General features: G+C 34.1%; 23 protein-coding genes. 19 read left to right on the top strand and 4 right to left on the bottom strand.

Annotated elements, in window-relative coordinates; genetic code table 11:
• The first annotated feature begins 92 nt into the window (after positions 1–92).
• The 3 genes from CBF31_RS04585 (at position 93) to CBF31_RS04575 (ending at position 2,410) form a co-directional block, all read left to right on the top strand.
• Positions 93–947, top strand: a complete 855-nt coding sequence (locus tag CBF31_RS04585; RefSeq protein WP_126831217.1) for an aminoglycoside 6-adenylyltransferase — start codon at positions 93–95, stop codon at positions 945–947.
• A gap of 195 nt (positions 948–1,142) precedes the next feature.
• Positions 1,143–1,790, top strand: a complete 648-nt coding sequence (locus tag CBF31_RS04580; protein WP_126831216.1) for a FusB/FusC family EF-G-binding protein — start codon at positions 1,143–1,145, stop codon at positions 1,788–1,790.
• A gap of 107 nt (positions 1,791–1,897) precedes the next feature.
• Positions 1,898–2,410, top strand: a complete 513-nt coding sequence (locus CBF31_RS04575; protein WP_126831215.1) for a P-loop NTPase family protein — start codon at positions 1,898–1,900, stop codon at positions 2,408–2,410.
• Positions 2,411–2,434: 24 nt separating this feature from the next.
• Here the strand turns inward: CBF31_RS04575 and CBF31_RS04570 are convergent, their stop codons facing one another.
• Positions 2,435–2,968 (bottom strand): dihydrofolate reductase family protein, encoded by a 534-nt coding sequence (locus CBF31_RS04570; protein WP_126831214.1) that lies wholly within the window; start codon positions 2,966–2,968, stop codon positions 2,435–2,437.
• Between the two features lie 106 nt (positions 2,969–3,074).
• Between CBF31_RS04570 and CBF31_RS04565 the strand changes: the two genes are divergently transcribed.
• The 15 genes from CBF31_RS04565 to CBF31_RS04495 all read left to right on the top strand — a co-directional run bounded on the left by CBF31_RS04565 (position 3,075) and on the right by CBF31_RS04495 (position 17,115).
• The gene (locus CBF31_RS04565) at positions 3,075–3,611 is read left to right on the top strand and encodes a TetR/AcrR family transcriptional regulator (RefSeq protein ID WP_126831213.1); all 537 of its coding nucleotides are present in this window, start codon (positions 3,075–3,077) and stop codon (positions 3,609–3,611) included.
• Positions 3,612–3,701: 90 nt separating this feature from the next.
• A complete protein-coding gene (locus CBF31_RS04560) occupies positions 3,702–4,367 on the top strand; it encodes a TetR/AcrR family transcriptional regulator (RefSeq protein WP_126831212.1) in 666 nt (221 codons plus the stop codon).
• Positions 4,348–5,310, top strand: coding sequence for an alpha/beta fold hydrolase (locus tag CBF31_RS04555; protein WP_126831211.1), 963 nt, complete (start codon positions 4,348–4,350; stop codon positions 5,308–5,310). Before CBF31_RS04560 ends, CBF31_RS04555 begins: the two co-directional genes overlap by 20 nt.
• A 151-nt stretch (positions 5,311–5,461) precedes the next feature.
• Positions 5,462–6,106 carry a CatB-related O-acetyltransferase gene (locus CBF31_RS04550; RefSeq protein WP_126831210.1) on the top strand — a complete coding sequence of 215 codons (645 nt, stop codon included), beginning with the start codon at positions 5,462–5,464 and terminating at the stop codon, positions 6,104–6,106.
• A 162-nt stretch (positions 6,107–6,268) separates the two neighbouring features.
• Positions 6,269–6,784: a VanZ family protein gene (locus tag CBF31_RS04545; RefSeq protein WP_126831209.1), complete on the top strand. Its 516-nt coding sequence runs from the start codon at positions 6,269–6,271 to the stop codon at positions 6,782–6,784.
• Positions 6,785–6,908: 124 nt separating this feature from the next.
• Positions 6,909–7,442: a GNAT family N-acetyltransferase gene (locus CBF31_RS04540; RefSeq protein ID WP_126831208.1), complete on the top strand. Its 534-nt coding sequence runs from the start codon at positions 6,909–6,911 to the stop codon at positions 7,440–7,442.
• 204 nt (positions 7,443–7,646) lie between these two features.
• Positions 7,647–9,086, top strand: coding sequence for a DUF4767 domain-containing protein (locus CBF31_RS04535; RefSeq protein WP_126831207.1), 1,440 nt, complete (start codon positions 7,647–7,649; stop codon positions 9,084–9,086).
• Between the two features lie 125 nt (positions 9,087–9,211).
• Complete coding sequence (locus CBF31_RS04530) at positions 9,212–9,958, top strand: suppressor of fused domain protein (RefSeq protein ID WP_170167881.1); 747 nt, start codon at positions 9,212–9,214, stop codon at positions 9,956–9,958.
• 73 nt (positions 9,959–10,031) lie between these two features.
• Positions 10,032–11,579, top strand: coding sequence for a DUF1266 domain-containing protein (locus CBF31_RS04525; RefSeq protein WP_170167880.1), 1,548 nt, complete (start codon positions 10,032–10,034; stop codon positions 11,577–11,579).
• Between the two features lie 155 nt (positions 11,580–11,734).
• Entirely contained in the window at positions 11,735–12,172 is a 438-nt protein-coding gene (locus CBF31_RS04520) for a hypothetical protein (RefSeq protein WP_126831204.1), read from the top strand.
• Between the two features lie 148 nt (positions 12,173–12,320).
• A complete protein-coding gene (locus CBF31_RS04515; RefSeq protein ID WP_245977925.1) occupies positions 12,321–13,394 on the top strand; it encodes a FecCD family ABC transporter permease in 1,074 nt (357 codons plus the stop codon).
• Positions 13,395–14,162, top strand: coding sequence for an ABC transporter ATP-binding protein (locus CBF31_RS04510; protein ID WP_126831203.1), 768 nt, complete (start codon positions 13,395–13,397; stop codon positions 14,160–14,162).
• A 3-nt stretch (positions 14,163–14,165) separates the two neighbouring features.
• Positions 14,166–15,173, top strand: coding sequence for an ABC transporter substrate-binding protein (locus tag CBF31_RS04505; protein ID WP_211330819.1), 1,008 nt, complete (start codon positions 14,166–14,168; stop codon positions 15,171–15,173).
• Positions 15,160–16,605 (top strand): MFS transporter, encoded by a 1,446-nt coding sequence (locus CBF31_RS04500; RefSeq protein ID WP_126831201.1) that lies wholly within the window; start codon positions 15,160–15,162, stop codon positions 16,603–16,605. The genes CBF31_RS04505 and CBF31_RS04500 overlap by 14 nt, the downstream gene beginning before the upstream one ends.
• 87 nt (positions 16,606–16,692) lie before the next feature.
• Positions 16,693–17,115 (top strand): GNAT family N-acetyltransferase, encoded by a 423-nt coding sequence (locus CBF31_RS04495; RefSeq protein WP_126831200.1) that lies wholly within the window; start codon positions 16,693–16,695, stop codon positions 17,113–17,115.
• Positions 17,116–17,154: 39 nt separating this feature from the next.
• Here the strand turns inward: CBF31_RS04495 and CBF31_RS04490 are convergent, their stop codons facing one another.
• Genes CBF31_RS04490 through CBF31_RS04480 form a run of 3 tightly spaced genes read right to left on the bottom strand, consistent with a single transcriptional unit; the run spans position 17,155 to position 20,138 of the window.
• Positions 17,155–17,859 carry a LutC/YkgG family protein gene (locus tag CBF31_RS04490; RefSeq protein WP_126831199.1) on the bottom strand — a complete coding sequence of 235 codons (705 nt, stop codon included), beginning with the start codon at positions 17,857–17,859 and terminating at the stop codon, positions 17,155–17,157.
• Positions 17,859–19,337 carry a LutB/LldF family L-lactate oxidation iron-sulfur protein gene (locus CBF31_RS04485; RefSeq protein ID WP_126831198.1) on the bottom strand — a complete coding sequence of 493 codons (1,479 nt, stop codon included), beginning with the start codon at positions 19,335–19,337 and terminating at the stop codon, positions 17,859–17,861. The genes CBF31_RS04490 and CBF31_RS04485 overlap by 1 nt, the downstream gene beginning before the upstream one ends.
• Before the next feature lie 33 nt (positions 19,338–19,370).
• Positions 19,371–20,138, bottom strand: coding sequence for a (Fe-S)-binding protein (locus tag CBF31_RS04480; RefSeq protein WP_126831197.1), 768 nt, complete (start codon positions 20,136–20,138; stop codon positions 19,371–19,373).
• A gap of 586 nt (positions 20,139–20,724) precedes the next feature.
• On the opposite strand from CBF31_RS04480, the gene CBF31_RS04475 reads away from it, so the two are divergent.
• Entirely contained in the window at positions 20,725–24,051 is a 3,327-nt protein-coding gene (locus CBF31_RS04475; RefSeq protein ID WP_126831196.1) for a WxL domain-containing protein, read from the top strand.

Raw genomic sequence — 24,051 nt, 5'->3', positions numbered from 1 at the left:
AGTGTAAAGCCACGATCTAGGTCGTGGCTTTTTTGCTAGTTTAAAACGTGTTATAGTGAGGCATAAATAAAGCTTAATTGATGGAGGCCTATATGAGAACAGATAAAGAGATGCTTGAACAAATTATGACTTTTGCACAAAATGACGAGAGAGTTCGTGCCGTAACGTTGGACGGATCTCGTGTTAATCCCTCAGCGACTCGTGATAAGTACAGTGACTTTGACTGTGTCTTTTATGTAAAAGATATACAGTCATTTACAAAAAAAGACGATTGGTTAGATGTCTTTGGTGAGCGATTAATCATGCAAAAACCGATGGACTGGTTTTCAGAGCCTTATGATTTTGAGGGGATTGAGAAATTTGCCTATCTTATTCAGTTTGAAGATGGTCACCGTCTTGATTTGACGTTGTGTGATGTAAGGAAACTATCAGAAGAGTGTAACAAAGAACCGCGTCAGATTTTACTAAATAAAGATAATTTTTCAGAATTAGTTCCTGTCGAAACAGAGGCTCACTTTTATATTAAAAAGCCAACCGAAAAAGAATTTTTAGATACAGTGAATGAGTTCAGATGGTTATGTCTTTCTGTGACGAAAGGGATTTGTCGCAAGGAATTAATGTATGCCAAGCATAACTATGACCAGTTTGTGGTGCCGATGGTAATCGAGATGGTTAATTGGAAGATAGGATTAGCTCATGAGTTTAAAGTCTCAACTGGGGCATTTGGTAAATATATTGGTAGATATCTTTCAGAAGACGAAATGACTCGCTTTCAAGGGATTTTCCCAAACGGTGATTTTAAAGATATTTCTAACAAGCTAATGCTAATGTTTGATTATTTTGGCGAGCTTGAAGATAGTGTAGCAGAGCAGTTAAACTTTAGAGTAGATGAAGCTGAACGTCAGAACGTAAGAGACTTTATGCAAGAAAGACTATCAGAACAATAAACTGTTATTCTAAATTCAGTGCGTGTGGTATACTATTGTCATTATTTAAAGGTGGTGATCACAGATGCCAATTAAAACGCATCGCTCTGTACAGTCATCCATAATCGGGAATGATTAGTACAGTGAGTTTAAATTAAGCAACTCCATTAGTCAGGACCGATTTTAGCTGTGTTAACACTAAAGGAGGAAACAGAGATGACTAAATTTATTAAACCTTATCAATACAATATTATAGAAGAGCAAGCTATAACCATTACAACAAGCCAGCGTTCGGTGAACGATACACAAACGGTGGCAACTTTAAAAGCGTTAGCTATAGAGAAAATCATGGCAGAGTTCCCAGAAGCAACAGCAGAACAAAAAGAACTTTTAAAAGAGCCGTTAAACTTAGGGAAAGCGCAACGTGATTTAGAGCGTTATCTTATGAAAGTTAAAACATACGTTATTCCGTTTAAAGTACCGAGTGATAAAGGATTACAAAAAGTTTTTGCTAAGACGAAAAAGCTAAGTATTCCTAAATGGGAAGAAGTTGACTTAGCCCATCAAACTTTTTATGGCTGGAATGATAGTGGAAAACAACGTAAGTACTTGATTAGTTATCAAGATGATAAACTAGTAGGTCTTGAAGGAACACTATCGCCTGACGTTAAAAAAGGAATTTGTGCGATTTGTCATGGCACATCTGGTGTTAGTTTATTTATGGCAAAAGGAAAAGTCTCGAAAGAAGGGAACTATTTAACTAAAGGAAACTATATTTGTCACAATAGTGATACGTGTAATCGTCAGTTACAATCATTAGATGAATTGGCACGCTTTTTAAAAATAGTCACACCTAAAAAATAAGCAAAGGACGCTGTTGAAGCGTCCTTTTTATTATGTAGATCGATTGAGGGAAGACATGCTTAGTGCTATAATTAAAAACTAACTAAAAAAAGGGAGTGTGAAACCAAATGAAAGTATCAATTATGGGATACAGTGGCAGTGGTAAATCTACTTTGGCTAAAGCAGTTGCTAAGTCATATGAGTGTGAGGCCCTTCATCTAGATACCGTCCAATTTTTAGAAAATTGGGAAGTCAGACCGATAGAAGAGTCACAAAAGACAGTCTCTAAATTTTTAGAGAATGAATCCTGGGTAATAGATGGCAATTACAGTAACTTTCATTTGGCAGAGCGCTTAGATAAGTCGGACCAAATTGTGTTGCTTTTATTTTCAAGGTGGGCTAGTCTTCGCCGTGCGACGGCACGTTATTTTAAATACCGCGGAAAAACGAGACCGGATATGGCTGCAGGGTGTGAAGAAAAATTAGATGCAGAGTTTGTCTGGTGGTTACTGTACCAAGGCAGAGACAAGAAGCGCCGACAGTTCTTTAAGGATATACAAAAAAATCATTCTGAAAAAATAGTAATCATAAAAAATCAACGACAATTAGATAGATTTTATAAGGAACTTGAAGCAAAATAAAAAGAGCGAATTTAATCGCTCTTTTTATTTTTTAGGTTGATAATGGGTGTGAATCATACCATTAACAGCACATTGTGACAGTAACTCCAGTGGGAATTGTTTTGGTTTGGGTGAAAATAATGGAATTCCTTCACCTAATAAATAAGGAGTGATACTGATGTGGTAGTCATCAATTAGATTGGCTTCAATAAGTGGATTAATGATACTTGCCCCACCAACTAACCAAATATCTTGACCAGCCGTCTCTTTCAGTTGAGAGATAAGTGTGGTGATATCTTCATTAATGACTGTCACATTTTCTTTTAGTGGTAAGCCTATTTGACTGCTTAGGACGTAAGAATTCATTTCTTTATAAGGATAATCATCAGGTGATAAGTCATTAATTACTTGTAGATAGGTTGTACTACCAAGAATAACAGTATCGATTGAGTTAATAAACGTTTCGTATGTATTGTCCTCTTCTGTTTGGGAAATACTTTCTAGGAAATGAATCTGCCCTTTCGTATCTGCAATATAGCCATCTAAGCTTATGGCAATAAATAATTTAATCGCTCTCATGTTAGGTGAGCTCCTTTCTATTTCATTCTATAATCAGTATAATAGACTAAATAAAAAATAACATCCGACAGCTTTAGTAGAGTGTCGGGAAAAGAGGATAAAGAGTATGAAGGATACGATTTGGAAGACCGTATACAATGAGTGTGTCGTTGAAAAGAAAAAATACAGTAAGCTTTCAGTACGAGCAATTTGTCAAAAAGTTGGCATTCATCATACAAGTTTTTATTATCATTTTGAGGATAAAGAAGCCATTTTTAAATATGGTATAGGTCTTTTGATGTCAGACTATCTAGAGATTTCACTTACAGAACGTTATCAAACGCCCTTTAGTAGTGCAGAGAGATTTTTTGCTAACTCCTCTTTACAAAATCTGATTATCTCTCAAACACATGATTTAGAAGGTAGTCACCTTATAACCAAGTGGACGAAAGCCATTATGGTAGAAGAAGCTATGCGTTATTTAGAGTCGCGTTCAAGTTATATAGAACCTAAAGAGTTAACGGCGAGGCAACTTGTTGAGACTATCTTTATAATAAGTGAGTGGTCACAAGAAGAAGGAGTAAGACGCCACACAGAAAGACCGGATGATTTATATTTACAGTACACACGACATTTAACAGAGAGTAAAAGGCAGAGCGAGTAATCGCTGTGTCTTTTTTTTGTTGACACTATCAGGTAAATCTCGTAAGATTAAAAACATACCGATTGAATGTTTTTTAGAAAGGGGATTATTATGGCTAAAAAATACACAGCAGAACAGGCAAGACGATTGATTTTAGACACTTCTACCCGTTTGTTTGTTGAAAAAGGTTATGAAAAAACATCAATACAAGATATTGTAAGAGAACTGGACGGCTTATCAAAAGGAGCGGTTTACCATCACTTTAAGTCGAAGGATGACATTATTGAAGCTGTTGTAAGACGATTTTTACTGAAAGAAGAGGAGCTTGCAGGGATAGTGGCATTGCCTAATAAAAATGGCTTGGAAAAAATCCAAGAATTGATGTTTCAAACAATGTTTAATAGTGATTTGGGCGGCACTCGAGATTTGTCATTTAGTTTGTTAGAGAATCCAAAGTTTTTTGCGCTGTATGTCTTATCTAATAACGAGGTTATGGCCCCTTTAATTGAAAAATGCTTAATCGAAGGAAATGAAGATGGATCAGTAAACGTTAGCCAACCTAAACAATCGGCTGAGTTAAGTTTATTAATCGTAAGTACTTGGTTTATTCCAGCATTATTTCCCAATACAGTAGAAACGTTTATGGACAAATTAAAAGCAGCATCAACGATATTAGAGCAAGCAGGTATGCCAATCTTGAATGAAGAGATGATGACACGCCTTATGAATGAGATTGAACGAAAGGCGGCAGAATTAAATGAGCAAGCAAAAAAGTAAACAAGAGGGATCAAGAGGGAAACGCTTATTAAAAAGAATAGGAAAAGTTATGCTAAGTATTATCCTCGTGTTGATTTTATTAAGTGGCTCTGGTTATATCATTAACAAGGTGAGTTTAAAACGAGAAGCTAGTCAAATTGAGACTTATGGAGAAAAAATCTCGTTATTTGATGGAGAGGTCAATATTGTAGATGTTGGGAAAGGTCAGGAGACGATTGTCTTACTTCCAGGGCAAGGTACAGCGAGTCCGTATCTTGATTTTAAGCCCATGGTTAACGAATTAAAAAAGAAGTACCGAGTGATTGTAGTAGAACCATTTGGATACGGGCTAAGCAGTCAAACGAATCGTAAACGTTCGGTTGCCAATATAACAGAAGAAATACATGAGATAGTTAAAACATTAGGTATTAAAAAGTATACCTTAATGGGCCATTCTATCGCAGGATTATACGCTGTTAATTATGCTCAAAAGTATGCTGATGAAATGAAAGGTTTTATTGGAATTGATTCGAGTGTAGCCGATCAACCTTGGCCTGGGATTGATATGAGACCTTTAGATTTCTTGAAAGAGGTCGGTGTATTACGCGCAATGATAAAAGTTAATCCGGAAGGTGCCTTAGGAATAAAAAAATCTAATCCTGATTTTAACCAAATTCGGTTACTCACATTGAAAAATATGAGTAGCGAAAACCTTAAAGAAGAGCTTAAAGAATTAAATAATAGCTTTCCGTCATCACGAGGGTTGATGTATCCGAAAGATATGCCCGTGTTATTGTTTGTGGCAGATAATGACCAATCTATGACTAATTGGATTAAGATGCACGAGGAGCAGATTTCCAACTTAACAACATCTAAACTAGTTCCTTTAAAAGGGACACATTATTTACACCATACTCAGACACCTAAAATTGTTAAAGAAGTTAACTCGTTCTTTTCTAATTGACCTTTAGGCGTTTAAAGATTACACTATAGAAACTATTATTAAAAGGGAGTTTTATAGCATGGTAAGACGATTATTAAAATTCAAAAATGTTGCGACCGTAGTAAGCTTCTAAGTTAACCATTAAATAAAACTTAGAAGCGAGGAAACAAACATGACAACATTTAATCATTGGTCAGAGACTAAATATATAAAAGATAGTATAACAAATCCACTAATTGAAGTAGGGGGCTATTCTTATTATTCAGGTTATTATGATAACCCGAATTTTGAAGACGGCTGTGTCCGTTACATGTGGGGCGATAAGGTGTCCCGCGAATTATTTAACCCTATAGAGGATATGGGGTGGCATGTTGATAAATTAATTATCGGAAATTACGTGTGCATCGCTAGTGGTGTTATTATTTTGATGGGTGGTAATCATAATCATCCAACAGATAGTATCAGTGTCTACCCTTTTGCAGAAACAATTGGAGAGACATATGAACCTAAGGGGGATACGGTTATTAAAAGTGATGCATGGATTGGTATGAATGCCATGATTATGCCAGGTATCACAATTGGTGAAGGAGCCATTGTTGCATCAGGATCAGTTGTAACCAAAGACGTCCCCCCTTATACAGTAGTAGGAGGTAATCCAGCTAAGGTGATTAAGTCACGTTTTACTGAAGGAGAAATAGAACAGTTGCTAGAGATGAGATGGTTTGATTGGGAGCGTTCATTAATAGAAAAAGCAATCCCTATGATAACAAAAGGGTCAGTAGCTGATCTTGTCTCTTTTTATCAAAAAATATATTAGACTATTAATTAAAAGCAGAGAGCCAATAGGTTCTCTGCTTTTTTGTATCAGACTAAAGTCTTATATATACCACATAAATTTTCAGTCAAAAGTTGGATAGTCTAATGACCAGATAGTTCGTATACTTAGATATAATGAAAATAGGATGGAGAGGCATTGAAGATGGAAAAAGAGGTAAAAGGTAAGTATTTATTTATAAGTTATCTGGTTGTACTAGTTTGGATTTTATTATTTAAGATGGCAGCGTCTCCTGCAGATTTTAAAGCGTTAGTACTGTCAGGTCATCGTGTAATCAATTTAATACCATTTGGTGAGTCTGTTATTATAAATGGTAACTTGGACTTTAGTGAAATTATAAATAACAGTTTGATTTTTATTCCTTTTGGAGGTCTGTTGGGAATTATTAGTAAGCAGACAAACTATTTACAAAAAATAATGATGATACTGGGGTTTAGTGTCTGTATTGAAGTGAGTCAGTATATTTTAGGGATAGGTGCGACTGATATTACAGATGTGTTGACTAATACGTTAGGAGGAATAGTTGGTTTAGTCATTTATATAGGTCTTTCAAAGTTAGTCAAACAAGATAAATTAGATAAATTCCTTGTTAATGTAGGGAGTGTCTTATTCGCTATTCCGTTAATTTTATTATCACTGTTACTTATTTTTAATTCTTAAAACACCTACATAAATAGTCTGTTATATAAAAAAGAGTCTATTTGTGGTAGAAAACAGTTATTTAATTGCTATTTATTACCAAAATTAGTATGATAGTTCTGTTAAAGCTAACGAGGTGAAAAAGATGGAAGAAGTTCTAATAAACAAAAAACATACTAGTGATTTATCTGATGAGGAATTAATGGCAATATTTAAGTTATTAAAAGAGGTTAATGGCGACGAATTTTCAGTAGAAGAATTGTCGCATGCATTAGGCGGGAGTCATTTTTTAGCATTTAAAGAGGACCAATTAATCGCTCATGCAGCAGTTGTTCAACGCTCTATTTTATTGGATAACAAACCACATAAAGTTGGATATGTTGAAGCAATCGGGGTTAGACCTGAGTTCCAACATAAAGGAGTCGGACAGGCAATGATGCAAGAAATCAATCAAATGATTGATAAATGTTATCATTTTGGTGCACTTTCACCGTCTAGCGAAAGTAAAAAGCTTTTTGAAGAAGCTGGATGGCAAGAAATGCAAGCACCTTATTATGAATATACTTTAGTGGGAATTATCCCATCATCAGAAGAGTGTGTCATGACCTATTCAGGGCGTATAGCGTTAGAAGCAAAAAATAAATTAACGTGTGATTTTAGAGAAAGAAATGCATGGTAAAAAACCAGAGTCTACATGAAGTAGGCTCTTTTTTGTAGTGTAATAGAGATGAATGTGGAGAAAATGGCTTATTAAATAAGATTCTTTTGTGAATTAAGCATGAAAAAAACAAAATTTTGATTATACTGTATGAAAGTCTATATGAAAAAAAACATAGGTATTGTATAATAAAGTTTAAATTGAAATATTTTAGGAGTGTATATAATGAAAGTCACAAAGATGATAATTTTGTTTTCTGTTTTACTTGGCATAACAGGTTGTGCTAAAGAGGTAAAAGTAGAAAATAAACATGAAGATAAACCAACAAGTTCTGTTAATGGTCAGGAAGGTATTAAAAAGAAGCAAACCTATGAAGAAGCTATGGCGGAAGGTAAAAAAGCAATAGAGAATAAAGACTGGGATAAGGCAGAGAAGGCTTTTAAAAGAGCTTTAGAGCTAAAAAAAGACGATAAAGACGCTAAAGTTTTCACGGAACAACTTGCTATGTACAAAGAAGCGGTTAAATTGAAAGAAGATAAATCTTACAAAGCATCTATGGATAAGCTAAAAGAATTGAGACGTGTTGTTGGTGGCTCGATTGATTTGAAGAAACAAGCAGAAGAGTTAATGGATGAAATTGAAAAAGGTCCAAAAGAAGAGAAAAAAGAAGAGAAAAAAGAAGATAAGAAAAAAGACAAAGACAAAGACAAAGATAAGAAAAAGGACAAAGACAAAGATAAAAAGAAAGACAAAGCAAAAGGTAAAGTTAAGCCTTCTACAGAATTAGCATGGTCAACACAAAAAGGTGAAGCATTAGATAAATTTATGACCTCTTGGGGTAAGAAGTATGATCAAAAATATAAACGTTATTATCCAGGCAATACTGATGTTAATTTTCATGGAATGAAGTTTCCAGCTGATCTATCTAAAAATAATATCGCAGTTAATGGAAATAAAGTAACAGCGGGTGTATCAAAAGATGGCACGGGTAAAAAAGAGTATAATATTGTAGCTGTTTATTCAGATATTGAAGCAAGTAAAGACGATGCTGCTTATCTTTATTTCTTCGCGATTTCAGAGAATAAACCGAAAGTTATTGTAACATTACAAGATGAGTCAAATAGTGCAGGCTTAGTTTACTTTAGCCCTACTGATAATAAAGAATTAAAAAATGGATTTGAAGATATTGTAGCGGGTAAAGAAGTTAAAGTGGATACTGAAGATAAAGAAAAACGCCGCTGGACAAGAGATGAAGCAATAAAATTATTAGAACAAACTTATAAAAATTCAGGCGTTATTATGAATGAAAAGATTGACTGGGATAATTATGATAATAAAAACTGGTTAGTCAAAGAGAATAAAAATGATACAATTGCCATGAAGTGGAAAGGCGAATACAAAGATAAAGATAAAGACAAAGATAAAGACAAAGACAAAGACAAAGACAAAGATAAAGACAAAGATAAAGACAAGCAAAAAGAAGATAAAGAAAAATTAGAACGATCTCGTTTACACTTTGTATCTCTTACAAAATCGAAAGATGGAAAAACAGTTGAGATGAAAATTTATAGACGTGAGAGTCGTTACCCTAAAGATCCAGATATGGAATACACAGTAGATGTTAAGTTAGCTGAAGTTACAAAAATTGTAGAATGGCAAGATTAAAAAGTTCACCTCGTGTGAGCTTTTTTTTGATTTATTGAAACTTAAAATCTAAAATAAAAAAATGATTTTTTATTAGTTATACTTATTTAAGATAGAATAATACGATGAAGTGGAGGAGTTTACAAATGGAACTATTTGCAGCCAAAAATGAACTTACAAAATTCAGTCGATTGAAAAAAAGAATGGCAGCATTTTGGAATGGTTTTAACGATATAAAAGTAGTGCCATCAAAAGAGTATGCTCCTGGGTTAGATGCTATAGAAAAAAGACTGAGTCAGGCTTATCCATTGATCACCCCTATATATATTTCGATTCCAGTAGAAAAAAAAGAAAAATCACCAATTGAGGGCTTTAGAATGTATCACGTTAATAATGATTATTTTCATATCGTGAGTTTGGGAATGTCTGAACTGTATTCTAAAAAAGAAAATGTTGGTAGGAGATATAGTAAATACGGCTACGAAATCACAGCTAAATTAAAGGTTGAAACTGTTGAAGAATGCTATTGGTTATTGGATAAAATCATTGAATTTGGAGAGTATACAAAAAATACAGAGTGCTATTTTATAGAGGATCAAGTGTTAGAAGATAGTAATAAAACATTGGTATCTGAAACAGGCTACCCAACATTTATAATTTCTGAGGACCCTTTATTAGGAAAACTAGAAACGATACATGGTGAGGTTCAATTTTTACAATTAGTAGGGGCGACTGAAAAGGATGTACGTTCAATAAAAGGAGCACGTGATTCTTATAATGCTACCCAAACTTTTTTTAAACAACTGAAAAAAGATAATCCAGAGATGATTATTGATTTATTAAAAACTAAAAATTATCTTGAAAAATATAATAAAAAAGGAAACATCAAGTAAGGAAAAACAGTTCATTTATGTTACAATAAAAATACGTTTTGTGTGACTTTTAGATGGATGGATGGTTGGCTTGATGTATAAAAAGAAAAAACAGTATAAATTTTCATTTTACGAATTAAATAAAAATAACTTAGCTCTAGATTATTTATTGATGCCTTTTTTAAAAACGGATTTAGATGCGGCTAACTTTTCTAAAGAACAACAACGTGTACTTTTAAGTGAGTTTAATCGTGAAGAAGTAGATCAAGATTTATTAAAAAAAATAGAGGCAGTTAATTTAGGAAATTATACAATGAGCAGTTATGGTTTTATGGTATTAAACGATACTTTACAGAAAAATAATCAAGACACATCGATTTACTTTGATGGAGATCAAATTAGAGGGCTATTGATGATTTTGGCGAGATTGAGATGGTTTCAAAAAATAGGAAAACTATCAGATGAGGATTTTGATAACTATAGTACTCATATATTGAGAAAGCTAGTTCCTCATTTTGAATCTTGGCAAGATTATATAATTAAAATGAGGTATTATTTAGATGAAAATAGCCTTCATTTTCCAAATAATAATTACAATTACTTATTATTTACCAACTTTGATTATATAAGTGCTACAAATAGAAGGAAATTCAAAAAAATGGATTGGTTGACGGTTGAACCCAAAGAGTATCATTCGAATGAGAAAGCTCATCATTATGAAGGAATGAAGTTTTCAGAAGAAGATGAAAAAGCTTTAACAATTATGGCAATATATACTGCTTGGTCAAAGAAAGCTCCTTATTACCTTTACCCAAGGACGGCTGCCCAGTATACTGAAAGTTTAGCTGTATTAACTGAGGGATGGAATATACACTCGCGAGATGAGCTATTAAAGACAACGAATCAGTTAGTTGAAGGAAGAATTCATTATGAAACGATGAATACTAAAGACAGTTATATATCAAGTACGGATATGAAAAAGTATATTGCAACATTAAAGTATGGACGGTCTGAAAAATGGGAGTTTGAATCTGAGATAGAACGATTTCAATTTGAAAAAGAGTATCAAAAAGTGCTGACGGCTTTTAATGAGGCACATATCCAAATAGATACTATTCCTACTGAGAACTATCTAGGTGTTCAACGAATTGCTGATATGTTTTATTTAATGGCGAGTGCAGAACGTATTTTAAAGTGTTTGCTCCATCACGAAAAATTATCAGTGATAGATATGATGGAACTTGGTTTACTTGAAGGCGGTTTTAACTATCTGGATAAGCTAAATTCAACGAGACAAGCAAGTAAAATAAAATCAGTATCATTTAATGAATTGCCAAACATAAAGGCATGGGAATTGTGTCGTGCGGGCAATATTATGCTGCATGGTTATTTAGTAGGTTTTGTAGAGTTAGAAGAATTTTTCGATAGATTATCTAATGAAATCTTACCTATTGTCCGTGAAGAGTTTGAGGATTGGGACCAGTATCTAATTTCATTTTTAACAGGACGATTCTTATGGGATGCAGAGGTTACATTAAATAGTTTCGATGAATTTTATGACCGTATTGATCGTTATATTTATAACTCTGAAGATCAAGTGTTATTTAATATTTGGGAGAAGTACCCGTTATCAGAACTTTAAAAAAAGCTCGCTATGAGCTTTTTTTATTGAAAAATACTGTTTAATTCTGTCTTGAAATAGTGAGGTAGTTGGTTTAAACATGTTATAATAAGTAATAAATAGGACTTTGAAGTAACGGTATGAGTAAAGCTGTTTTTGAAGTAGGAGGAATTATAATGGGAAAAAAATATGAGGGTGGAACTGATATAGGTGGTTGGATTATTCCAGATGAAGATTTAGAAAAATATGTTGGGACTCGCAATGAATTAATGTTATTTTTAGAAAAAGAACTAGCAAAACGTTTTGCTGAAATAGAATTTGGTGGTGAAGGTTCTGAAGATGGTGATTATGTTTCTGCTCATAATCAAAGTGGCTGGGGTGTTTTTGTTCACTTTGACCCACAAGAAGTAGAGCGTTATAGTAGTTTTGAGAATAAGGAAGACTATATTCAAGAAGTTCTTTTCTTTGCAGAAGAAGACTATAAGTATTACAAATTACCAGGCAAGTTAGAGTTAGAGGGACAAAAAGGTTCGGATGATTGGTATGATTATATGTCAGCAGCATACAAAAAACGATTCAATAAAGAGTATCCATTTGAGCGTTTGATTTATTAATGGAAAAGCCTTAGTACATTTTGATATGTATTAAGGCTTTTTTATTATGAACTAACTTTGTGAGATATGACACATTGATTAAGTAAACTAACTATGTTATTATTTTGTTATTGATAGTGATAATCATTCTCAATTAAAAAATATCGAGGTGAACATAGTGTTAAAGAAAGAATTTAAATGGGTTTCAATGAGTTTAATGATACTAGTAATAGCAACTTTAAGTATGATTATTATATCGATAGCTAATGGTCAGGCAACTATCTCATTTGCTGATGTAACAGCTGTGCTAGTTAAGAAATTAACATTCAATCAGATAACGTTTGGGAGTAATTCGGTTAGTTTAGCTGATAGTAATATCATATGGTACGTGCGAGCGCCACGAGTTTTTTTAGCATTATTTGTAGGGATGGGTCTATCATTGGCAGGGGTAATCATGCAAGCGATGGTTCAAAATCCGTTAGCTGATCCTTATATTTTAGGGATTTCATCGGGTGCATCATTAGGTGCGACATTTTCAATTCTAATCGGATTTAGTTCGATTCCTTATCTTGCATCAGCAGGAATTTCATTTGGTGCATTTATCGGGTCGATACTAGCCTCACTTTTAGTATTTACATTTTCATCTATTGGCGGACGGATGACCTCTATTAAATTAATTTTATCGGGGACAATTGTAAGTTCCTTATTTGGAGCGTTAACTAGTCTAATTGTGTTTCTTTCAAATAATGCAGAAGGTATGAAAACTGTAACGTTTTGGTCAATGGGAAGTTTAGCGTCCGCAACGTGGGAAAATGTAACAGTTTTAGCACTAGTGCTTATAAGTTTAATCATTTTTTTTCTAACGCAATATAGAGTGCTTGATGTGATGTTGTTAGGCGAAGAAGCAGCGACATCATTAGGCATTAATTTACGATTTTATAGATTTTTATATATGGGATTGTCCTCTATTTTAACAGGTGCGGTTGTTGCTTTTTCAGGTATGATTGGATTTGTTGGATTAATTATCCCTCATATAGTCAGAGGTTTTTGTGGATCAAGTCATAAAAAATTAGTTCCTCTTTCAATAGTATCAGGCGGACTATTTATGATAGCCTGTGATTTAATATCACGCTTAATTTTATCAAAAAGTGAGTTGCCAATTGGAATAATAACAGCGTTAATTGGTGCCCCTATCTTTATTTATATGATAGTGAAAAAAGAATACAACTTTGGAGGAGAATAAATGAGTCTACAAGTTGAAAAATTAACGATAAAACGTCAAGCTAAGACAATTGTGAATGAAGTGTCACTCAGAGTAGTAGATAAACAATTTGTTGGAATTATTGGACCGAATGGGTGCGGGAAGTCTACTCTGTTAAAAGGAGTGGCAGGTATTCTACCTTGTGAAGCAGAGGTGATGCAACTGGATGAACTTAATCTTATGTCTACTAAGACAAAAAAAACAGCCCAGCATTTATCGGTTGTAGGTCAATTTAATGAAGTGAATTTTGATTTAAAAGTAGAAGATATGGTTTTACTTGGGAGAACGCCATATAAGAAACTGATGGAAGGCAATACAAAAGAAGATCAGAACTATGTAGATGAAGCTTTAGAAAAAACTGAACTAACAGAATATCGACATCGAAATTTCCTATCGCTATCAGGAGGAGAAAAGCAACGCGTTATTATAGCCCGTGCATTGTGTCAACAAACAGATTACATGATATTAGATGAACCAACAAATCACCTTGACGTGAATTATCAGCTCTCCTTATTAAGTGAGTTGAAAAAAATAGAGTGTGGCATATTAACAGCTTTACATAGTTTGGAGACAGCCGCACAATATTGCGATTATATATATGCGATGAAAGATGGCGAAATAGTAGCAGAAGGGCCTCCAGAAGTTGTATTAACCGAAACAATAGTGAGTGAGTTATTTGATGTTCCCTGTCATATCTACCGGAACCCAATAGATCAAGGCTTAAACTTTTATTTTAAATTGGAGGAATAAATAATGAAAAAATTAGTAGTAGGTATAGTATTAAGTAGTCTTTTATTAGTTGGATGTGGATCAAATGAATCTAAAAAAGAAAATAATAAAGCTGGTGTAACAGTGACCAATTATTGGAATAAAGCTGGAGCAACAGACTTTAAAGAAAAAGAAATGACATATAAAGAGATTCCAAAAAAGGTCTTCGTAAATACCAAACCAGCAGCTGAATTATTATTACACCTAGGTTTAAAAGATAATATAGTAGGGGTAGGAGCTGACTTTGGTCGTGGAGATAGTGAAGTAAAAAAAGAATATGAAACATTAAAAAAGATTTCGACTGATTATGTTGGTAAAGAATTAGCGATTAGTACGGAACCAGATTTGATTTTTGGGAGAGGGACATTATTTACAGAAGAAGAATGGGGAAATGGTTCTGTTGAGACGTTAGAGAATATGAAACTACCAACTTTCATTTTAGAATCCTCTATCCAAGGTGGTACTATTGATTCGATTTATTCAGATATAGAAAAAATAGGAAAAGTATTTAAAGTAGAAGACGAAGCTAACAGTTTTTCTGAAAAATTACAAAAGAAAGAAAAAACAATCAAGAAAACAATTGGAACACGAGAGAAGGCTACCTTTGCATATTTACATATGAGTACAAAAGATGAGGTTGTGGTTTATTCAGCAGCAAAAGAAACCTTTTTCCAAAGTGTCTTTGAGTTATTAAATCTGGATAATATCTTTAAAGACGAAAAAGGTAACGTCAGTGTTGAAGCATTAATTAAGGCAGATCCAGATTATTTAATTGTACCAGATTGGTCTGATGGTGAAGGAAACGGTGTGACATCAGACGAACTTATCGAGGGGATAAAAGCAGATAAGCGTTTAAGTGGTATGAAAGCTGTCAAAGAAAATAAAATATATGGCCTGGATTATAACGCGATGTTTGGATATGGTTATCAGTCATTTGACGGAATAGAGACACTGGCTAAGGAAATGGTAGAAGGTCATAATGAGTCAAATTAAAAATAAAGTAGTAGGTAAAGAAGAAAGTTTAAATTGGTTAGTTTTGGCTATTATTTTATTACCTAACCTTATTATCTCACTCAATACCTATATGCTTCAGGTAGCATTGCCTCAAATACAATTAGATGTTGGGGCAACGTTTAGCCAAGCTCAATATATCTTAAGTGCCTATTCATTAGGGCTTTCAGCTCTACTTATTATTGGTGGCAAGTTAGGGGATTTATTTGGTCAAAAAAGGTTATTAATGATTGGAATTATAGGTTTCCTAATTGCTTCAATTTTAGGTGCTTTAACAAGTAATCCGGCAGTGTTAATTTTTATTAGATTGATACAAGGGGGATTTGCTGCGTGCATACAACCTCAAGTTTTAGTTTTAATGCGTCAGGAATTTAAAGAAGAAGATCAGCCGCTTGTATTTGGCATATATGGGGTTGTTATAGGATTAGGATTTACGTTTGGCTTAATGTTTGGCGGTATAATAATGAGTGCTAATTTTATGGGATTGGGATGGCGAAATATCTTTTTGTTCAACATACCATGTTGTCTACTTATTTTACTAGGTATGAAAAGTTTAAAAGGTGGTACCAAAGTAATCAATTTGGCTAAGACGCCTAAGTTTGATTGGTGGAGTGTTGTACTTTTAGTCCCGTCAATTTTATTGGTTATCAATAGCTTATATCGAATTCAAACAGGTGTTTTTTATAAGGAACTATTTATTATTGTATTAGGTAGTGTTGGTATAGCGTTATTTTTCAAAATTGAAGTTAACCGAAAAAATCAAAATAAACCAGTTGTTGTAGACATGACTTTATTTAAAAATACTTATTACAATAGAGGCTTAATTACTGTCTTCTTCACGTATATGGCGATGTTTTCTCTATTTTTTATTATTACTTACTATTCTCAATATGGATTAAAAAAAACAGTAGGTGAGACTAGTCTTATATTTCTAACATTAGGAGTAGGTTTTATCTTATCATCGTTACTGTCAAGTCGTTTGGTAGCAGTATTAAACGACCGTCTTTTATTGATAGGATGTTTAGGAATGATTCTCACACTACTTGTTCTAAGTTTTAGTATATTGATAATACCTAATCTTTTATCTTTGCGTAATGCTGTTTTACTATTTTTATATGGTAGTTTTCTGGGTGCAACGACAACACCGTTAGTGGGCATTATATTACAAAAAGTATCGTTTAAGACATTAGGGATAGGTGGAGCATTCATTAATACCGTGATGTATTTATCCAACGTGATTGGTGTATGCGTAATTGGTGCGTTATTTCAATATTTTTTAACTAATAGTTTGGACAGAGCATTATTACAAGATTATCAGCGTGCTTTTTCTTTATCACTATGGATAATTAGTTGTTATTTAGTGGTATCAGCTATTGGCTTTATTAGAATGTTAACGAAGAATAAAATAGGTTAAAATTACTTTTAAAATAATAAAATAGACTATCAAAATAACGGTGCTAATGGTAAGATAATATTTCAGTGATTAATTCGGAGGAATGTTATGGAAAAGCGCCGTGCAGTTAAAGAGAATTATCCAGATATTATAGATATTTGGAGTAAATCGGTGGAGCATACACATGATTTTTTAAAACAAGATGATTTTGAGCAGATTAAACAAGTTATCCCTATGTACTTGGATTTACTTGATGTTCAATTGTGGTATAGACATGGTGAGATTATAGGATTTAGTGCTCTTTCTAAGGATCACTTAGAAATGTTATTTTTAGATCCTTGTTATCAAGGAAAAGGACATGGCACAACGATTATTCAAATCATGATTAATGAAGGCTTGAAGACTGTCGATGTCAACGAACAAAATACAGGAGCGTATTTTTTTTATAAATCTCACGGGTTTAAACAGATTGGTCGAGATGAAAAAGATAACGAAGGAAGAGATTATCCAATTTTACATATGAGCTTATAACTAAAAAAAGCAGACACGAAAAATCGTGTCTGCTTTTTATTATTTATCCATGACTACTAAGTAAGTGACTTCTAGAGGGCCGTGAACCCCAACTACTAATTGCATTTCAATATCTCCTGAGTTTGAAGGGCCTGAAATAAAGTGAATGGCACCAGTTTCTTCACCGCGTTCACGTTTTTCAGTGTAGTAAGCTGCTGCTTGTGTTGAACGAGGAACAATCTTACTTTTTGGAATAATTGAAATGTAGCGTTTTGGTAGGAAGTGTAAAGAACGTCCCTGCCCAGCATTTGATTCGACAACAACCGAACCAGATTCTGCTAGGAAAAATTCAGCGAATGCTACAGCCACATTAGTATCAGCTGCCACACGAATATTTTCATCGCGGAATTCATTTCCACATTTCCAAGTATGAGCGTCTTCTTTAGCAAGTAAGCTATCCAACTCAAATTCTTTAAAACGATTATCGTCTGGGAATAGTAAGTTACCATTACCATAGTCTGTGATTAGTTCTTCTAATTTAGGAAGTAAATCAGCGTAATTAACCTCAACAACGGGTGTATGGATTGTTTTACATTTTTCTTTTGCAATTTCTAGTAGTTCGTCTTGTGTTTTATCTGTTAAAGTCGTTTGAGCTAGGTCATGAACGGCTTCGATTTTTTTATCGCCTAAAGAATGACGAGGAGTTCCTAATCGGTCAGCTAAGTGATTAAGGAATTTTTCTTTATTATTAGTTGTATCAGCCATTATTTACCAGCCTCCTCTTGTTCTTTTTTGTGGCGTTTGTACCATTCTCTAAAGGCATCTTTAGATTTTGGTGGGCGAGGCAAGTCACGTACATCAGTCCAACCTTTTGCCATTGCTGGAGCTTTGTTAATATAACCACCGTGATTGTAGAAGTTTTCAACAGTTACCTCATCTTTTTTAGCCATTAAACCAGTTGCCCCGTGGTCCATCTTCATAGCCATCTTGAATAGGATAGGAGATGATGTTGCACGCCCAATAAGTTTCATTGTTTGGTGGTCCATCCCTTTAGGCATTTTTAATTCATCCGTCATCTTAGTACGGTGAGCCACTAATAATTCATGTAATGGAATTTTAACAGGACATGTATCTGTACAAGCCCCACATAGACTTGATGCGTACGGTAAATCACCAAAGTCTTCATAACCACCTAAGATAGGAGATAAAACAGCACCCATAGGTCCAGGATAGATTGAACCGTAACCGTGACCACCAATTTGACGGTAAACAGGACAAACATTTAAGCAAGCTCCACAACGGATACATTGTAACATGGATTCAAATTCAGTCCCTAAGGCATTTGAACGGCCATTGTCTAAAATAACAACGTGGAATTCTTCAGGTCCATCTGATTCCATCTCATTTTTTTGACCGGCAAAGGTAATATAACTTGTTAAGCTTTGTCCAACAGCACTACGAGAAAGTAGATTATCGACAACTTCAGCTTCTTTCATAGAAGGAACAATACGTTCCATCCCCATTAAAACGATTTGTGTTTTAGGAATACTGATACATAAGTCGGCATTTCCTTCATTAGTAACAAGGTTAATAACGCCACTGTCAGCAATCGCAAAGTTACAGCCAGTAATTCCGATATCTGCTTCCAAGAAGAATTCACGTAAGACTTCACGAGCAAAACGAGCCATATGTACAGGTTCATTGTCGCCATCATAGCCTAATTTTTCTTCAAAGACTTTTCGAATTTGTTCTCTATTTTTATGGATATTAGGGAATACGATATGTGACGGTTCATCCCAATCATCCATTTGTAAGATAAATTCAGCTAAATCAGTTTCCATTACACTAACGCCTTCAAGTTCTAAAAGCATTTCATCAAGCCCAACTTCTGTTGTTACCATTGATTTTGATTTAACGATCTTCTTCGCTTGTTTTTCAAGTGTTATTTTTTTAACGTAGTCTTGTGCCTCTTGTTCGGTTTGAGCAAAGAAGACATGACCCCCATTTTTTTCTACGTTATCAGCAAATTGTTCTAAGTAGTCGGGTAGGTAAGCGATTGTTTCTTTACGAATTTGTTCGCCTAGTTCACGCCACTGTTCCCAATTTCCTAATTGTTCACGTGATGACTCACGCTTCACCCATTGATCATCTTGTGATTTACGAACCGCAGCTTGCATAAATTTATCATCAATACTGCGCTTTACGCGATCTTCAAAAGATAAGTCACTTGTCTTTAATCCCATCTGAGTCCCTCTTTCTTCTATATAAAGTAGATATTAGTTAGTTACAGTCATGCCCGCTTTAATTTCTTCAACACGAGTCTCATCGATATTGCTGTTTAACACTTCAGCGATATGCATGATTTTGATTTCTTTTCCTTCGCGGTTGAATTTACCACCGATATTCATTAGACAGCCCATATCAGCACTGATTAGTACTTCGGCACCTGTATCGATAACGTCATTCATTTTTTCACAAACCATTTGTTCTGAAATTAGTGGTTCTTTCACTGAGAATGTCCCACCAAATCCGCAACAATTCTCTAAGTGTCCTAATGGAATCATCTCAAGTTTGTTAACATGATCTAGCATTGTAAAAGGTGTTTGCTTTTCTTTAAGTAAACGAGTCATATGACATGAACGGTGATACGTCGCGCGAGCATCGAGTGTCGCACCGACATCTGTTAATCCCAATACCTTATTTAAGAATTGAGTAAATTCATATGTTTTTTCATTTAACTCTTTAGCCATTGCCGCATACTTAGGATCATCTTCAAATAAGTGCTCATACTCTTTAAGCATGGCAACACAGCTCCCTGCAGCGCCTACTACGTAATCAGAGTCTTTAAATGACTCTAATTGGTTTACTAATGTTTTTTGAGAATCTTTTTTGTAGCCACTATTAAGAGTAGGTTGGCCACAACAGATTTGTTTCTCTGGGACATCAGTCTCCACACCAAAACGTTCTAAAACTTCTACCATGGCTATAGCCACATTTGGAAATAATAAATCAACAACACAACTTGTAAATATACTTACTTTCATCATTTTCCCTCCAAACCAACTTGTGTGACTACATAATAGAATCTTTGTGAAAATTTGTAAAGTAAAATAAACCGTTTTCTCAATTAGAATAGTCTTTATTTCTTTAATTGATAATGAACGTAATGAACAGATTTTTGTTGTTAAAAAAAGTCTAATTTCTACTAAAATTGATAGATAAAGCAATAAAAAAACAAATAAAACCTTAAAAAGATTTTTATTATACGAAAAAATATGATTTTCGTTCAAAAAACATAGGTTTAATGTCTTTTAAAAACACTAAAACACATGTTAATGTACTTTTATTAAAAAAATCTAATTAAAATAACCTATTTTAAATAATAAATTTTATAATTGGGTTTTGTTGATATTAAAGGGTTTGTCAATGGTTCTTGTTTATTAAATACAAAAAAAACAATTTTTTAGTTTGTTTTATAGATATTAAATTGACGAAAAAGTTGTTTTTATATATAATTGAACAAGAAGAGGCATTATATTATTTTGTTTTTATTTTTTAAAAATAGGATAAATTTAATGAATGTACTAGTTATACGGAGATAACTAAGGATTAGAGTAGGAGGTTTGTAGGGTGAAAAAACATAAAAGATTGACGTCATTAGTGGCGGTAGCGGTTTTAGGTTCGCAGTTGGCGACACCTGTAGCGTCAGCGATTGATACTACTGAGTCGACTAAGCAAGAAAAAACTCAGAGTGATCAAGAGCAACCGAAAATTGAAAAATTAAAAGGAACAACCGATGTTACCGAACTATTAGAAAAGATTGAAAAAAAATCTGAGGTTTCTGAGGTTAAAGAAGAAACGAAACGCACGTCTGTTGTTGAAAATGAAGAAGATGATGAAGTAGTAAAAACAACATCTGAAGAACAAGAAGAGAGTGACACTAAAGAAACAGAAAAAGAAGAAAAAACAAAAGAGACAGAAGAAAAGAAAGCGAAAGTTGCGATAAACCGTGCAGGTGAGGTTAACGTCTCTAATTGGGGAGAATTAAAAACAGCGCTTGAAACGAAAGGTACTTCTATAATAACACTAACAGATACTTTTGATTCAGGTGGGAGAAGATCTACGATTACAGCTAACACGGGTGTTCCATTGACTATAAATGGTAATGGAAATGTAGTTACACAAGTTAATGCTGATGGAAGAATTGTAGTAGAAGATGTACCTGAGATTACACTAGATAATTTTGCTGTAAAAAGTAAGGTGAAAAGTACCTTCATTACTCAATCAGCGAGCTCAACCTTAACAGATATCAATGTTGTAGGTAAAAAAAATATTTTCGATTCGTCGATTAGAGATTCGTCAATTCTGTCTATTAAAGGTAACTTGAATTTTTTAAATACCGAGGTAGCAAAAATGTCTGCAGGTCCAGATGGACGAAGTGACAATTATGCTATTCGTGCAGGGAACATTGTAATAAAAAACTCGGAATTACATTTTTATATGGGGAGTAAAATACTTGAGTCTCCTAATATTGAAATGATTGAATCTAAAATAACAACACAAGAAGAGCCATCTGCGAGAGACAGAAATTTTGCTATTCACTCATCTGAGAGCTTTAAATTAGTTAATTCTGAGATAGCTTTAAACACACCAAATGAATTTTTCATGAAGGCTAATAGCTTTATTTCACAGGAATCTAAGGTAGAAGGTGAAATACTTCAGTTTTATGAAGCAGAACCCGGAAAAAAAAGTTTGTTTGAAATTAAAGATAAATCCCAAATTATATTGCAAGGTAAAGAAGTAAAGAATCCAGTTATAAACTTTGAAAATGGAGACCCGACTATCAATATTAAAGGCAAGGGTACATCATTAGAAATATATGGGGCTAATACAGGGAATAGTACAACTAATACAGGGTTAATTTTTATTAGAGGGACTAAGGCCCAAGTTAATGTGACAGATTATGCTAATGTTGTTATTCATACAACATATAATACAGCATTAGGTATGCGTTCAGACGGTGGTGTATTTAATTTAGATAATCATGCAACACTTGATTTAGCATCGGAAGATGGTACAGGGACAAATTCAGCAACTTTAAGATTTATCTTGGAAGGTGCTAATAAATTTAATATTAAAAATGGGTCTAAAATGAGAATTACTAAAGCTAAGGGTTCGGGACCCGCTATAAGAATGTTTTCTGATGAGAATGATGTGAGTGTTTCGGGTGGAGCTGATTTTGAGATTGATGTTAAGGGGACAGGCCAAGGGATTCAGTACCCATCAGGAGGGAAAAATGGTTTTTATTTAAAAGATGAAGATTCGTCAGTAAATATTAATGCCAATAAGAATAGTGCGATTTTCTTTAAGGGTACAGGAGAGGTTGTAGCTGATAAAGGTACTTTCTACACAATGCGTGGTAATTCAGCAAATGGAGGAGTGCAAGCTAAGAGTTTAAACTTTAGTATGTCGGGATTGAAATACTTTGATTTTAGAAATCTAGGTGCTGGACCCGCGATTAATGCTGCAAATGGTGGAGTCCTGAAAAGTAATAACTCAGATTTTGCAATATGGAAAAAAGGGTCCGATTTATCTAAATCCCCAACGCATTCTTACGAAAATTTAGATTTTGAAGCAAAAGGTGCAGATTATAATACTTTAATAAGTCCAAATAGTGAGTTTGTAAAAGATGTTCAAGCAGATAAGGCTGGAATGAAGGCTTACTCACGTATGACTGCTAACAACCAAATTGGTGAATTAACAAGTCTGAGAGTACCGACTAATGCAGATGGCTATGTTTACGGTAGAGCTACAGTTCCAGAAGCAAAAGGTGAAGAATCGCGTCCAGCTTATGAAAATGAAATTAATGCTGTTGTTGAATTATCAAATCCTGATGGAACTAAACAAGAACTTGAAGGAACAGTTATTAATGATGAAAAAAACATTTATGATGATCCGTTCCTTGGAGGTGTTCTTGAATTTAAATTACCTGATGGTCAAGAATTTCTTGAAGAAGGTCAATCAATTAAATTCTTAAGAGGACGTCATGGTACAGGGTCAAAACCGAAAGAGATACAAGTTATCACTGACCAACAAGAAACAGTTGTAGATGTGACACCACCAGAAAAAATCAAAGTAGATAAAGTACCGGATGGTAAGCCTGAAGAAAGCTTAATCTCTGCGATGGCTAAATCAGTTAAAGGGGCACTAAGTGAACCGGGAACAGTTACGCTATATGGTTACGATAAAGATGGTACAACACCAAAAGGAAAACCATCAAAAGTAGAAACAGCAACAGAACCTGACGAAGATGGTTTTTATCCATTTGAAGCACCGATGGTTGAAGGGCTAGAAGAAGATGGCTACATGATAATTTCAGGTAAAAATAAAGATGGGCGTACACCGGCTAAAGTTGTATTACCACCTAAAACAAATGACCAAGAAGGGGATGAAATGCCTCTGGATCAAGACTTTAAATATCATGACCGTAAATTTACCCCAGGTACTAAAGTGAAATTACTTGGTGGAGAATTAACGATGGAAGTTCCAGACTCATTAGATTTTGATAAAACTCAAATTTCGACGAATGATTTGGTTCTAACGCCGAATGCGACAGGACATCTGATGGTATCTGATACTCGTGGTAGAAATAGAACGTCTTGGGACTTGAAGTTATCTGTGGAAGAGGGTTCATTTACAACTAATGGTATTAACCTAACGGATGGGTTTAAATATACAACTAGTCAAAATAAGGCGATTAAATTGAATAATAGTCCTCAAATTATTGAATTTGGAACAATTGACTCACCTGAAGAAACTATTTTTTCTAAAGAATGGAAAAAAGGTGGTCAAGGATTTGAATTAACAATTCCTGTAAGTAAACAGTTTAAAGCGGATTACAAAGGTACTTTCGTTTGGACGTTAACTGAGGGGCCTGAGAACAGGGAGGTTGATTAA

This window comes from Vagococcus fessus (assembly GCF_003987565.1).
GTDB lineage: Bacteria > Bacillota > Bacilli > Lactobacillales > Vagococcaceae > Vagococcus_D > Vagococcus_D fessus.
This window is presented reverse-complemented; position numbering and strand designations above follow the sequence as displayed.